Origin of the sequence: Amycolatopsis thermoflava N1165, from assembly GCF_000473265.1 — a bacterium.
GTDB lineage: Bacteria > Actinomycetota > Actinomycetes > Mycobacteriales > Pseudonocardiaceae > Amycolatopsis_E > Amycolatopsis_E thermoflava.
In genome coordinates this window covers 6,384,169-6,397,955 of the sequence record NZ_KI421511.1, presented here as the reverse complement: position 1 = coordinate 6,397,955, position 13,787 = coordinate 6,384,169, and the positions used below count along the sequence as shown (strand labels likewise).

General features: G+C 71.4%; 10 protein-coding genes. 3 read left to right on the top strand and 7 right to left on the bottom strand.

From position 1 onward, the window contains the following. Window positions 1-69 precede the first annotated feature (69 nt). The 3 genes from AMYTH_RS0131605 to topA form a co-directional block, all read right to left on the bottom strand. Complete coding sequence (locus AMYTH_RS0131605) at window positions 70-570, bottom strand: hypothetical protein (RefSeq protein ID WP_228685373.1); 501 nt, start codon at window positions 568-570, stop codon at window positions 70-72. Window positions 571-680: 110 nt separating this feature from the next. After that, window positions 681-1,475 (bottom strand): hypothetical protein, encoded by a 795-nt coding sequence (locus AMYTH_RS0131600; RefSeq protein WP_027933603.1) that lies wholly within the window; start codon window positions 1,473-1,475, stop codon window positions 681-683. Between the two features lie 54 nt (window positions 1,476-1,529). After that, complete coding sequence (gene topA / locus AMYTH_RS0131595; RefSeq protein WP_027933602.1) at window positions 1,530-4,292, bottom strand: type I DNA topoisomerase; 2,763 nt, start codon at window positions 4,290-4,292, stop codon at window positions 1,530-1,532. 231 nt (window positions 4,293-4,523) lie between these two features. On the opposite strand from topA, the gene AMYTH_RS0131590 reads away from it, so the two are divergent. Continuing rightward, window positions 4,524-5,369, top strand: coding sequence for a trypsin-like serine peptidase (locus AMYTH_RS0131590; protein ID WP_027933601.1), 846 nt, complete (start codon window positions 4,524-4,526; stop codon window positions 5,367-5,369). Here AMYTH_RS0131590 and AMYTH_RS0131585 read toward each other — a convergent pair whose 3' ends face one another. Beyond that, entirely contained in the window at window positions 5,370-5,957 is a 588-nt protein-coding gene (locus AMYTH_RS0131585) for a hypothetical protein (RefSeq protein WP_123684622.1), read from the bottom strand. Between the two features lie 125 nt (window positions 5,958-6,082). Between AMYTH_RS0131585 and AMYTH_RS0131580 the strand changes: the two genes are divergently transcribed. Continuing rightward, window positions 6,083-6,844: a MerR family transcriptional regulator gene (locus tag AMYTH_RS0131580; RefSeq protein WP_027933599.1), complete on the top strand. Its 762-nt coding sequence runs from the start codon at window positions 6,083-6,085 to the stop codon at window positions 6,842-6,844. On the opposite strand, the gene AMYTH_RS0131575 is transcribed toward AMYTH_RS0131580, so the two are convergent. Beyond that, a complete protein-coding gene (locus AMYTH_RS0131575; protein WP_027933598.1) occupies window positions 6,841-7,437 on the bottom strand; it encodes a hypothetical protein in 597 nt (198 codons plus the stop codon). The two genes, AMYTH_RS0131580 and AMYTH_RS0131575, sit on opposite strands and share 4 nt — an antisense overlap. 132 nt (window positions 7,438-7,569) lie before the next feature. Next, entirely contained in the window at window positions 7,570-9,864 is a 2,295-nt protein-coding gene (locus AMYTH_RS0131570) for a sodium-translocating pyrophosphatase (protein ID WP_027933597.1), read from the bottom strand. A 244-nt stretch (window positions 9,865-10,108) separates the two neighbouring features. On the opposite strand from AMYTH_RS0131570, the gene AMYTH_RS0131565 reads away from it, so the two are divergent. Then, window positions 10,109-13,177, top strand: coding sequence for a DEAD/DEAH box helicase (locus tag AMYTH_RS0131565; protein WP_027933596.1), 3,069 nt, complete (start codon window positions 10,109-10,111; stop codon window positions 13,175-13,177). Here AMYTH_RS0131565 and AMYTH_RS0131560 read toward each other — a convergent pair. Next, window positions 13,159-13,785: a bifunctional DNA primase/polymerase gene (locus tag AMYTH_RS0131560; protein ID WP_027933595.1), complete on the bottom strand. Its 627-nt coding sequence runs from the start codon at window positions 13,783-13,785 to the stop codon at window positions 13,159-13,161. The genes AMYTH_RS0131565 and AMYTH_RS0131560 overlap by 19 nt on opposite strands. Between the last annotated feature and the right edge of the window lie 2 nt (window positions 13,786-13,787).

Below are 13,787 nucleotides of genomic sequence, written 5' to 3'. Positions count from 1 at the left end.
TGCCGATCTGAGAGTGCCCGTCGTGGTGGGCGGTAGACGTCCGAAACGCGAAGATCGTCCCGTCGCGGACTATTCGAAGATGCCGCTCAGGGTGTCGATCAAGCTGGACAGGAACTGGATCGCGAGCACGCCGAACACGACCATCAACAAGATCGCGACGAGGAACGCCGCGGACCCGCTGGACGGTTTCGCCCTGCGGACCGAGCCGCCCTGGCCCGGCCGCGGCAGGCGGAACGACGGCTTGGACCACGAACCGATCCGCTGACGCCCGGTCCACGTGCGCTGACGCGGCAGGATGCCCAGTGGCGGCGCGGGCGGGACCGCCGGGGCGGGAGCCGCGGGCGGCGTGTCGTCCACCGGCGTCTCGGCCGGGGCCGCCGGCTTGTCCGACATGGCCTCGATCATCTCGCGGACCTTCTCGGGGTCCGGCTCGACCGGCTTGGCCACCTTCAACGGCTGGTAGCCCTCTTCGTCGTCGACCGACCCCGAGACGGCGTCGCCGAACGTCAGCGGTGGCAGGCCGGACTGCGTGCCGTCGCCGAACCGACCGTCGTCCTTGGCCGGACCCATGGTGACCACTCCCGTGCGATCGGAAACACCTCGCCCCAGCGTAGTTGGCTTTTCGCGATGCGCACGCGCCCATCCGGGCAACGCCGTGATCACTGTCCGCAACCGGAAGTTCAGGCACAGGTCATCGCCGCCTCGACCGCGTCGGTCATCCACTGGGCGAGCCGGTCGCGGTCGGACGGGACCAGGAACAGCTGCGTGCCCTCGCCCGGTTCGGTGACCGTGGCCAGGACGTGTCGCCCCAGGTCGTTGTCCACCACCACGTAGCCGAGCCGCGGGAACTGCGCGCAGCGCCGGTCGAACGCCATCAGGTCGACCACCGTCGTGCCGGTGCGCGGCCGCCGCAGGAACTCCCGCACCCGCGCCGCCTGCTCGGCGTCCCGCCCGGCCAGCTCACCGGAGGGGCCCGCCTGCAGCATCACCGAACCGAACCGGCCGCGGCGCTGCTCGGGCACGAACCCGACCACCCGGTCGAACAGGGTGCGCAGCTCGCGGTAGCCCCAGCCGCCGACCTGCGTGCTGTCCGGCCGCCAGCTCCACAGCACCCCGGCGGCCGTGTCGGCGTAGACCCGCACGTCGAGCGGCCCGGCGAGCCCGCTGTGCACGCCGGTGAGCACCATCCGGATCGGACCGCGCAACATCAGCGCGAACGCCCGCATCGCGTCGTCCGTCAGGTCGCCGCCCTCGACGAACGGCGAGTCCCGCAGCTGCGCCATCCAGGCGTTGTGCTCCTCGGCCTCGGCGACCAGGTCGGCCGGGTCGTCCGATCGGCTCAGCGGGTACCGGATCCGCTCGACGTCGTCGTCCGTCGCGTACGGCGCGTACAGGTCCCAGGTGCTCGCGCGCTCCGGCACGGCGTCCAGCACCGGCCGGGCGGCCTCGGTCAGCAGTTCGTCGATCGTCGTCACGGGGGCAGTGTGCACGCGGGGTACGACAGTTTCGGTCGAACTGCTGTTCGAGGCCTACTTCTTCGCGGCCGCCTTCTTCGCCGGGGCCTTGCGCGCCGGCGCCTTCTTCTTCGGCGCCGGGCCCTTCGCGCGCTTCTCGGCGAGCAGCTCGGACGCCCGCTCCGGGGTCAGCCCTTCGATGCTGTCGCCCTTGCGCAGGGTCGCGTTGTACTCCCCGTCGGTGACGTACGGGCCGAACCGGCCGTCCTTGACCACCATCGGCTTCTTGGACACCGGGTCCTCGCCCAGCTCCTTCAGCGGCGGCTTCGCGGCGCCCCGGCGGCCACGCTGCTTCGGCTCCGCGTAGATCTTCAGCGCCTCGTCGAGCGTGATCGAGAAGATCTGGTCCTCGCTCGACAGCGACCGCGAGTCCGTGCCCTTCTTCAGGTACGGCCCGTAGCGCCCGTTCTGCGCGGTGATCTCCTCACCGGTCTCCGGGTCCTTGCCGACCACCCGCGGCAGCGACAGCAGCTTGAGCGCGTCCTCCAGCGTCACCGTCTCGATCGACATCGACTGGAACAGCGAACCGGTGCGCGGCTTCGGCTTCTTCGCCTTGCTGGTCTTCTTGCCCTCCGTCTCCTCGGGCTCCGGCAGCACCTCGGTGACGTACGGGCCGAACCGGCCCTCCTTGGCGACGATGCGGTGCTGGGTGACCGGGTCGACGCCGAGGTCACGGCCCTCCTGCGGGGTCGCGAACAGCTTCTCCGCGATCTCCACGGTCAGCTCGTCCGGCGGCAGGTCCTCCGGCAGGTTCGCGCGCTGCGGCTTGCCGTCGACCTCGCGCTCCAGGTACGGGCCGTAGCGGCCGACCCGCACGTGCACGGTGTGCCCGTCGTTGTCCTCGAACATCGGGATGGAGTTGATCTCGCGCGGGTCGATGTCCTCGACCCCGCCGCTGACCAGCTTCTTCAACCCGCCGAGGCGCCCGACGGAGCCGTCCACGCCCTGCTCGCCGCCGAAGTAGAACCGCGACAGCCAGCGGGTGCGCTGCTCGTTCCCGGCCGCGATGCGGTCGAGCTCGTCCTCCATCGCCGCGGTGAAGTCGTAGTCGACCAGCCGCTCGAAGTGCCGCTCCAGCAGCCCGACCACGGCGAACGCGACCCACGACGGGACGAGCGCGGCGCCCTTCTTCCAGACGTACCCGCGGTCCTGGATGGTCTTGATGATCGACGCGTACGTCGACGGGCGGCCGATGCCCAGCTCCTCCAGCTTGCTGACCAGGCTGGGCTCGTTGTAGCGCGCCGGCGGCGTGGTCGCGTGCCCGTCCGGGGACAGGTCGGTCGCGGTCAGCGCCTGGTCCTTGACCAGCTGCGGCAGGCGGCTCTGCTTGTCGTCGGCCTCGGCGCCGGAGTCGGCGTCCACCGCCTCCACGTAGGCCTTCAGGAAGCCGGCGAAGGTGATCGTGCGGCCGGACGCGGCGAACACGCACTCCTCGCCCGTGCTCGCGGTGCCGGTGATGCGCACCGACATCGTGGTGCCCTTGGCGTCGGCCATCTGCGAGGCGATCGTGCGCTGCCAGATCAGCTCGTACAGCCGGAACTCGTCGGCCTGCAGCTCACCGGCGACCTGGCCGGGCGTGCGGAACACCTCGCCGGCGGGGCGGATCGCCTCGTGGGCCTCCTGGGCATTCTTGACCTTGCGGGTGTACTGCCGCGGCGTCGGCGAGACGTGGTCCTTGCCGTACAGCTCGGTCGCCTGGCTGCGGGCCGCCGCGAGCGCCGACTCCGACAGCGTCGTGGAGTCGGTACGCATGTAGGTGATGTACCCGTTCTGGTACAGCCGCTGCGCGATCTGCATCGTGGTCTCGGCGTTGAAGCGCAGCTTCCGGCCGGCCTCCTGCTGCAGCGTGGAGGTCATGAACGGCGCGTACGGCCGCCGCGTGTACGGCTTCTCCTCGACGCTGGTGACCTTGAAGTCCCGCTGGTGCAGGCCCTGGGCCAGCGCACGCGCCGCCGCCTCCTCGAGCACCCGGACGTCCTTGGCGTTCGCCTTGAGCTGCCCGGAGGCGTCGAAGTCCTTGCCGGTGGCCAGGCGCGCGCCGTCGACCGACACCAGGCGCGCCGGGAACTGGCGCGGGGTGGCGTCCTCGCCCGCGTCCATTGTCGCGGAGATGTCCCAGTACGAGGCCGAGGTGAACTTGATGCGCTCCCGCTCGCGCTCCACGACCAGCCGCGTCGCGACCGACTGCACCCGGCCCGCCGACAGCCGCGGCATGACCTTCTTCCACAGCACCGGCGAGACCTCGTAGCCGTAGAGCCGGTCCAGGATGCGGCGGGTCTCCTGCGCGTCGACGAGGTCCCCGTCCAGCTCGCGGGTGTCCTCGGCGGCCGCGCGGACGGCCTGCTCGGTGACCTCGTGGAAGACCATCCGGCGCACCGGGACCTTCGGCTTGAGGGTCTCCAGCAGGTGCCAGGCGATGGCCTCGCCCTCGCGGTCGGGGTCGGTGGCGAGGAAGAGCTCGTCGACGTCCTTCAGCAGGCTCTTCAGCTCGGTGACCTTGGACTTCTTGTCCGCGGAGACGACGTAGAGCGGCTCGAAGTCGTGGTCGACGTTCACGCCGAGCTTCGCCCAGGACTCGCCCTTGTACTTGGCGGGGACGTCCTCCGCCTTCGACGGCAGGTCGCGGATGTGCCCGACCGAGGACTCCACGACGTAGCCCGGGCCGAGGTAGGAGGCGATCTTGCGGGCCTTGGCGGGCGACTCGACGATCACCAACCGCCGACGACCGGCGCCGTTCGCCCCGGTGTCGTCCTTCTTCGTCTTCGTCGATCCAGCCACGCTGTCCGCTCTCCTGCTCCATCCCGCCGCTGCAGCAGCGGCGCCTGTTCAACCAGCAAGTGTGCACGTTGCCTGCCGGTGATGTCCCCCGAGGTGACGTAACACGCCGCCGCGCTTCCCGGCCGGGACGGGCCGCGGCGTGCGTCATCTTCCCCTTTCCACACCTAGCACGTGATACCGGCCACACGCTTCGCGGGGCTTCTGAGTAGCCGTTCCGCTACGCTCCGCGTCATGTTCCGCCGCCTGTTCACGATCCTCGCCGTTCTGCTGACCGGTCCCGCATTGGCCGGGGTCAGCGCCGCGTCCGCCGCACCCGCCGCCGACTACAGCGGCATCGTCAAGCTCAGCAACTGCTCCGGTTCACTCGTCCGGCTGCCCCAGTCGGACGAGTTCGACCGCGCGCTCGTCCTCACCAACGGTCACTGCCTGGAGTCGGGCATGCCGGAGGCGGGTGAGGTCCTGGTCAACCGGCCTGCCGACCGCAAGATGGTGCTGCTCGGCGCCGACGGCCGCGAGCTGGGCCAGATCCGCGCGACGAAGCTCGTCTACGCCACGATGACCGACACCGACGTCGCGCTCTACGCCCTCGACTCCTCCTACCGGGAGATCGCCCGCGACTTCGGCGGGCACCCGCTGACCGTGGCGGCCTCGCCCGCCAACGTCGGCACCCCGGTCAGCGTCGTCTCCGGGTTCTTCACCCGCACCTGGAACTGCTCGATCGAGCGCGTCGTGTACTCGGTGCGCGAGGCGGGCTGGACCTGGAAGGACTCGATCCGGTACGCGCCCGGCTGCGACACCGTCCACGGCACGTCCGGCTCGCCGATCGTCGACCAGGGCAGCCGGGAAGTCGTCGGCATCAACAACACCGGCAACGACAACGGCGAGGTCTGCACGTTCAACAACCCGTGCGAGGTCGACGAGAACGGCGTGGTGTTCGCCCGGCAGGGCCTGACCTACGGGCAGCAGACCTACCGGATCCCGGCCTGCTTCGCCAAGAACAACCAGCTCAGCCTGGTGCGGGACGGGTGCCTGCTGCCCAAGCCGAACGTGGCGCTGCCGGTTCCCATTCCCGCCTGATCACACCGCCTGCCGGGCCGGTGCGTGCTGCGGCCACACCGGCTCGGCGCCCGGCGGGGGCATGCCGATGAGCTCGGCCAGCGTCGCGAGACGGCGGCGGCCGGTGACGCGGACGGCAGGCCCGCCGCCCTTCGGCCCGACGAGCTGCGCGGGCACGCCGAGCTGCCGGAACGCCTCGGCGAGCGGCTCGTGCGTGCCCGGCGCGCGCTCGTCGACGGCCAACAGGTACCCCTGGACTCCCGGACGGCCCGCCGCGAGCGCCCACAGCCGCAGCGCCGCGCCGGTCAGCCGGAACCGTCCCGGCAACGACTTCCCCTCGTCGTCGAGCCACGCCCTGGCCAGCCCGATCAGATCGGACCGGAACGCGGTGCGGACCACGGGTCCGCCGTCCTCGGTCCGGCCCAGCTCCGCCGCGACCCCGCGCCTGCCGAACTCGGCGACCAGCACGCGCGCGCGCCACACCTCGTCCACCTCGACGGTGAGCCGGGCGGCCGTGCGCGCGAAGCCGGTGATCTGGCCCTGCCCGCACAGGACGCCGCTCAGGTCGGCGATGTCCGGGCCGCTCGCCTCCGCCGAGAAGAGCGACATCTGATCCACAGCGGACAGGGTAGAACACCCGTTCGATTTCCCGCGAGTCGTCGCGCGAAAAAGTTCTTGAAGTTGACGCAGCGTCAAGCTCTACCGTGGATTTCACGGGCGAGGATGGAGACGAGATGGACGAACCGCTGTCGATCGTCCAGGTGTCCAAGGCCTCCGGGGTGACCTCCCGGACCCTGCGGCACTACGACGACATCGGCCTGCTGCCACCGGCCTTCGCCGACACCAGCGGGAGGCGCTACTACCAGCGGGAACAGCTCATCCGGCTGCAGCAGATCCTGCTGCTGCGGGAGCTGGGACTCGGCCTGGACACGATCGCCGAGGTGCTCGACGGATCGGTGTCCAGGGCCGAGGCCCTGCGGCTGCACCGGAAATGGCTGCTGGCGGAGCGCGATCGGCTGGACCGGCTCGCCGACACCGTCGCCCGGACCATCGAAGAACTGGAAGGAGGGGAACACATGTCCGCCAAGGAACTGTTCGAGGGGTTTTCGCCGCACTCGGAGAAGGCGAAGTGGCTGGCAGAGGAAGCGGTCGAACGGTGGGGTGAGGACGCCGTGCAGTCGCACGAGCGGAGCAAGCGCTGGTCGGACGAGAAGTGGGACGCCGTCAAGCGGCAGGGCGCCGAGGCGGCCGAGCGGCTGGCCGAGCTGCTCCGCGAGGGCGTCCCGGCCGACGACGAGCGCGCGCTCGACGCGGTCGCGGCCCACCGCGCCTGGCTGGAGAACTTCTGGACGCCGGACGCCGAATCCTACACCGGCCTCGGCCGGCTCTACAGCGACGACGAGCGCTTCCGCGGGGTCTACGAGGCGATCCACCCCGGGCTCGCCGAGTACCTGCGTGACGCCATGGCCGCGTACGCCCGCGCCCGGATGAGCTAGCGGGGCGCGGCGGTCACCTGCACCGTGAGCTGCTGGCACACCGGGGCGTGCGCGATCGCGGTGGCCAGCTCGGGCACGGCGTCGAAGCGGTTCAGCAGGTCGAGGCGGGACACCTCGTCCAGCGGGCCGTGCGCCTGCCCGAGCGTGGCCTCGTCGATTTCGCTCGCGTCAGTGGCATCTAGCCGCTGCCGGACGGCGGAGGCGCGGTCACGCACGCCCCGGAAGTCCGCCACGGCCTGGGCCCGCACCTGGTCGCCACCCGGCACCGGGGACGGCGGCAGCTTGCCGAGCCCGTCCAGCGCGCGGTCCAGCCCGCCGATCACCGACCCGAGCAGTTCGCTCGACGTGCGCACCGCGCGTTGCGGGCTGCTCGGGTCCACGCTCGGCATCGTCGCCAGGCCCTGGACCAGCGAGCCGACCGCGACGCAGTAGTCGTCGGCCCACCGCGCGGCGGCGTCCTGCTGCCGGACCTGTTCCTGCGACAGGCCGGGGCCGCCCGGCTCGACGGTTCTCGCGGGCTGCTGGCCGCATCCGGAGAGGCCCACACAGAGCCCGGTCAGCACCACAAGGAACAGCGACTTCCCGGGCCGCACCCACACACCTCCAGCTGCCGACGTGAGCTCTTTCCCGACGGTACCGAGACGATTGCGGATCGCAACCGCCGGGCATGGAAAAGGCCGGGCCCGTCACGCTCCGTGCGCGACGAACCCGGCCTTCCGGACGTGTCAGGCGGTCTTCGCCGGAGTGGCGTCCTCGCTCGGCGTCTCCGTCATGACGCTCGCGCGCCGCTTCGACACCACGATCGCGGCGATGATGATCGCCACCGCGACCAGCGAAATCGCGATCCGCACGCCAGCGGAGGCGTCCGGCCCGATCGAGAACTGCACGACGGCGGGCGCGATCAGCACCGAGACCAGGTTCATCACCTTGATCAGCGGGTTGATCGCCGGGCCCGCGGTGTCCTTGAACGGGTCGCCGACGGTGTCGCCGATGACCGTCGCGGCATGCGCCTCGGAGCCCTTGCCACCGTGGTGGCCGTCCTCGACCAGCTTCTTCGCGTTGTCCCAGGCGCCACCGGAGTTGGCCAGGAAGATCGCCATCAGGGTGCCGGTCGCGATCGCGCCCGCCAGGTACCCGGCCAGCGCGCCGGTGCCCAGGCCGAAGCCGACGGCGATCGGGGCGAACACCGCGAGCAGACCCGGGGTGGCCAGCTCACGCAGCGAGTCGCGGGTGACGATGTCGACGACCTTGCCGTACTCGGGCCGCGTGGTGCCCTCCATGATCCCCGGGATGTCCCGGAACTGGCGGCGCACCTCGTACACCACCGCGCCGGCGGCGCGGGACACGGCGTTGACCGCGAGACCGGAGAACAGGAAGACCACCGCGGCGCCGATGATCACGCCGACCAGCGTGTTCGGGCTGACGATCGTGTCCACGAACGACTTCACGCCCGCGGCGGACTCACCGATGTCGGCGAGCGCCTTGGAGATCGAGTCCTGGTACGAACCGAACAGCGCGGTCGCCGCGAGCACGGCGGTCGCGATCGCGATGCCCTTGGTGATCGCCTTGGTGGTGTTGCCGACCGCGTCCAGCTCGGTCAGGATCTGCGCCGCGTTCTCGTCGACCTCGCCGGACATCTCCGCGATGCCCTGCGCGTTGTCCGAGACCGGGCCGAAGGTGTCCATCGCGACGATGACGCCGACCGTGGTCAGCAGGCCGGTGCCGGCGAGCGCGACCGCGAACAGCGCGATCGTGCCGCCGAGCAGGTAGGCGCCGAACACCGCCGCGCCGATCACCAGCGCCGTGTAGACGGCCGACTCGAAGCCGACCGAGATGCCGGACAGGATGACGGTCGCGGCGCCGGTCCGCGAGGTCTCCCCGACGTTCTTCACCGGGCCGTGCTCGGTGCCGGTGTAGTAGCCGGTCAGCTTCAGGATCACGCCGGCCAGCACGATGCCGATGATCACCGCGATGAACGCGATGAGCGCCGGGTTGCCCTCAATGCCCGCCTGGTCCGCGCCGAACTCGGCGAACGAGCCGGGCAGGTAGACGAACGCGGCGATCGCGCACAGCACCGCGGAGATGGCTGCCGAGATGTAGAACGAGCGGTTGATGGTGACCAGGCCGTTCTCACCGGAGCGGGCGCGCGTGATGTAGACGCCGATGACCGCGGTGATGACACCGATGGCGGGCACGATCAGCGGGAACAGCAGGCCGTCCACGCCGAACGCGGTGCTGCCGAGGATCAGCGCGGCGACCAGGGTCACCGCGTAGGACTCGAAGAGGTCAGCCGCCATGCCGGCGCAGTCACCCACGTTGTCGCCGACGTTGTCGGCGATGGTGGCCGCGTTGCGCGGGTCGTCCTCCGGGATGTTCTGCTCGACCTTGCCGACCAGGTCCGCGCCGACGTCGGCGGCCTTGGTGAAGATGCCGCCGCCGACACGCATGAACATCGCGATCAGCGCGGCGCCGAAGCCGAAGCCCTCGAGCACCTTCGGCGCCTGGCCGGTGTAGACGAGCACGACGACCGCGGCGCCGAACAGGCCGAGGCCGACGGTGAACATGCCGACCGCGCCGCCGGTACGGAACGCGGCGCGCATCGCCTTCTCCCGGCCGCCCGGCTCGCGGGAGGCGGCGGCGACCCGCAGGTTGGCCCGCGTCGCCAGCCACATACCGGTGTAGCCGATGAGGAACGAGAACACCGCGCCGACGAGGAAGAACAGCGAGCGGCCGATGCGCTCGTTCCAGTCCTCCGCCGGGAGCGCGAGGAGCAGCAGGAACACCACCACACCGAAGATCGAGAGGGTGTTGCGCTGCCGCTTCAGATACGCGGCCGCCCCTTCCTGCACGGCCTTGGCGATGTCCTGCATCTTCGTGGTGCCCTGGCCGGCGGCCAGCACCTCCTTGAGCAGGAACCAGCCGATGACCAGAGCGGCCAAGGCGATGACGGCGACGACGGCCGCGATGCCGTAGTCACCTCCGGAAAACTCGAGGCCCTCCGCGAGGGTCTGCCGGGACATCCGTCCTCCTGGAAACGTTCCTGTCGCCAGTGACAGCTCGCCTTCCGAAAGCCGTGCCGACGCTGGCATGGGATCTACACCACAAGTGGTGCCGGTTGCGGGGAGTGTATTGGTAATGGATCCGGCGCGGTCAGGGCGTCCCGTAACGATCACTCTCGGTGCATGTGAGCCTGCTCACGGTTCATGATCTTTTCACACGCGACCGGTTCTGTCGTACACGTGTGCGAAGCTGGAACGCGTGGATGTGGTTGCGGGAACCGAGCGCGCGCGGCGGTTGCTGCACCGGGTCACCGCCGGGATCCGGGAGAACCCGGTGACCCACGTGGCCGACCTGCCCGCCCGCGAGGCGCGGCACACCGAGTGGCCGTCGTGGGCGGACCCGCGGGTGGTGACGGCCCTGCGATCGAGCGGGGTGGAGCGGCCGTGGGCGCACCAGTCGGAGGCGGCGTCGCTGGCCTTCGAGGGACGGCACGTCGTGGTGTCGACGGGCACGGCATCCGGCAAGTCGCTGTGCTACCAGCTGCCGGTGTTGTCGAAGCTGGTCGCGGACGACAAGGCGTGCGCGCTGTACCTGTCGCCGACGAAGGCGCTGGGCGCCGACCAGCTGCGGTCGGTGTCCGCTTTGGACGTTCCCGGGGTGCGGGCGGCGTCGTACGACGGTGACACTCCGATGGCGGAGCGCGACTGGGTGCGGGCGCACGCGCGGTGGGTGTTCACGAACCCGGACATGTTGCACCGCGGCATCCTGGCCGCGCACTCGCGGTGGGCGCGGTTGTTCCGCAAGCTGTCCTACGTCGTGATCGACGAGTGCCACAGCTACCGGGGCGTGTTCGGGTCGCACGTCGCGCTGCTGCTGCGGCGGCTGCAGCGGGTGGCGCGGCACTACGGTTCGTCGCCGGTGTTCATCCTCGCGTCGGCGACGACGGCGGAGCCGGGCGAGTTCGCGTGCCGTCTGGTGGGCGAGGACTGCGTGCCGGTGGTCGAGGACGCGTCGCCGCGCGGGGCGCGGACGGTGGCGTTGTGGGAGCCGCCGCTGGTGGAGGACCACCGGGGTGAGAACGGTGCGCCGGTGCGCCGGTCGGCGGGTGCGGAGGCGAGCCGGATTCTGGCGGAGCTGGTCATCGAGGGTGCGCGGACGCTGGCGTTCGTGCGGTCGCGGCGGGGCGCGGAGCTGACGGCCCTCGGCGCCCGCCGGTTGTTGTCCGAAGTGGACAGCGAGTTGCCGTCGCAGGTGGCGGCGTACCGGGCGGGCTTCCTGCCGGAGGAGCGGCGGGCGCTGGAGCGTGCGCTGCTGTCGGGCGAGCTCAAGGGCGTGGCGACGACGAACGCGCTCGAGCTGGGTGTGGACATCGCGGGGCTGGACGCGGTGGTGCTGGCGGGGTATCCGGGGACGCTGGCGTCGTTCTGGCAGCAGGCGGGCCGGGCAGGCCGGTCCGGTGACGACGCGCTGGTGGTGTTCGTGGCGCGGGACGACCCGCTGGACACGTACCTGGTGCACCACCCGGCGGCGGTGCTGGAGCGGCCGGTGGAGACGGCGGTGCTGGACCCGTCGAACCCGTACGTGCTGGCGCCGCAGCTGGCGTGCGCCGCGGCGGAGCTGCCGCTGACCACGGGGGAGCTGGACACGTTCGGCGGCGCGGCGGCGCGTGAGGTGCTGGACAGGCTGGTGGCGGACAGGCTGCTGCGGCGGCGGCCCAGCGGCTGGTACTGGACGTCCCGGGACCGCCCCCACTACGAGGTGGATATTCGTGGTTCGGGCGGCGAGCAGATCGCGGTGGTGGAGGCGGACACGTCGAGGCTGCTCGGAACGGTCGACCCGGGCTCGGCGTGCACGACGGTGCACCCGGGCGCGGTGTACCTGCACCAGGGTTCGTCGTACGTGGTGGACGAGCTGGACCTGGAGTCCGGGATCGCGCTGGTGCATGCGGAAGACCCGGAGTGGACGACGTCGGCGCGGGAGGTCGCCGACATCACCGTGCTGAGCACGCAGGAACGCCTCGACTACGGCGGGGTGAGCGTGTGCCTGGGCGAGGTCGCGGTGACCTCCCAGGTGGTCGGCTACCTGAGACGCCGCCCGTCCGGCGAGGTCCTGGACCAGGTGGCTTTGGACCTGCCGGCGCAGACGCTCGAGACGCGGGCCGTGTGGTACACGATCAGCCCGGAACTGCTGGAAGCCCCTCGGGGCGCCAGTACGGCCAGCGGAGCACCGACCCGCGACGGAGCACCCAACACAGGCGCCCAAGCTCCGGCCAACGGCCGACTAGAGGCCGGCGGTCCGGCCGAAGCGGGCGGGCCCACCGGGGCCGCCAGCGGTCTGCCCGAAGCGGGCGGGCTCTCTAAAACCCCCACCGGTCCGCCGGAACCGGCCGGACCCGGCGAAGCCGCCACCGGTCTGCCCGAGCCGGGCGGCCCCACCGAAGCCCCCAGCGGTCCGCCCGAACCGGCCGTACCCGGCGAAGTCCCCGGCGCACTGCCCGAGGTCGGCACGCCGTCGGAAACCTGCCCACCGAGAGTCGGCCAGGCATCCCGAACCGGCGCCCCCCTGGCGGCCGCCAGGACCACGGGAACCGGTAACCCACCGGGAGCCGGCACACCGGTCGAAGCCGGCGGCCCACTTGAAGCCGGCCAGCCCTCCCAAGCCGGCGCCCCGCTCGGAGCCAACCAGCCGTCTCGAGCCGACGCCCCGCACGGAGCCAACCAGCCGTCTGGAACCGGCGGCCCGCTCGGAACTGACCGGGCGTCCGGAAGCGACGGCCCGCTCGGAGCCAACCAGCCGTCTCGAGCCGACGCCCCGCACGGAGCCAGCCAGCCTTCTGGAACCGGCAGCGCGCTTGGAACTGTCCAGGCGTCCGGAAGCGGTGGCCCGTTCGGATTCGGCGGGGCGCCGGGGGGCGCCGGTCTGGATCCGGCGCGCATCCCCGGCGCCCTGCACGCCGCCGAGCACGCGGCGATCGGCCTGCTACCGCTCTTCGCTACGTGCGACCGGTGGGACATCGGCGGCGTCTCGACCGCGTTGCACGCTGACACCGGGGAGGCGACGGTGTTCGTGCACGACGGCCATCCCGGAGGCGCGGGATTCGCCGATCGCGGTTTCGCTGCTGTTGTCCCGTGGCTGGCCGCTACGCGGGAGGCCATTCTCTCCTGCGAGTGCCCGGCGGGATGCCCGTCCTGTGTGCAGTCACCGAAGTGCGGGAACGGTAACGACCCACTGGACAAGGCGGGGGCGGTGGCCGTGCTGGAAACCGTGCTCGGGGCGGTGAGTCTTCACAGTGCCCGGCACGACCACGGGGTGGCTCAGGCTGCGGCGAACTGACCGGCGCCGACGAGGGCGGTCCGGTCGGAACCCTGCTGGTCGAGAGCGCGGGCGAGCACGGAGTGCACGGCGTCGGCGGACGGCAGCCGCCAGCTCCACACATCCGGCTTGACCCGCCAGTGCACAACGCCGTGCTGGAACGGCGTGGGCGGGAGCGGGATCCAGCTGCCCTGGCCGTGCCAGCGGACCTCGCCGTCGGTGGCGAGCTCCTCCGGGATGCGGTCGGCGACCGTGGTCAGGAACAGCCAGCGGCCGTCGGGCGTCGCGACGATCGGCGCGGGGTGGCCGGTCGCGCGGAGCAGGCGGGCGGCACGCTTGCCCAGTTCATCGGGAACCTCGACGGCGTCCAGCACGGTGCCGGTCGCGACGAGCAGGCTGTAGGGCTGTCCGGTCCACCAGCCGGCCACCTCGTTGGGGTGGGCGCCGAGCCGGTCGGCCCAGTCCTCGTGGACGGGCACCGGGCCGGTCCAGGAGCCCTCGGCGTCCGCCTGCGCCGGAAAGGTGCCGGGCAGCACCGGCCACCCGTGCCAGGCGAGACCGATGGCCTCCGCGCGTAGCTCGATGCGGAAGGCGCCCCGCCAGCTGTCCGACCAATCCGTGTCCAACATTT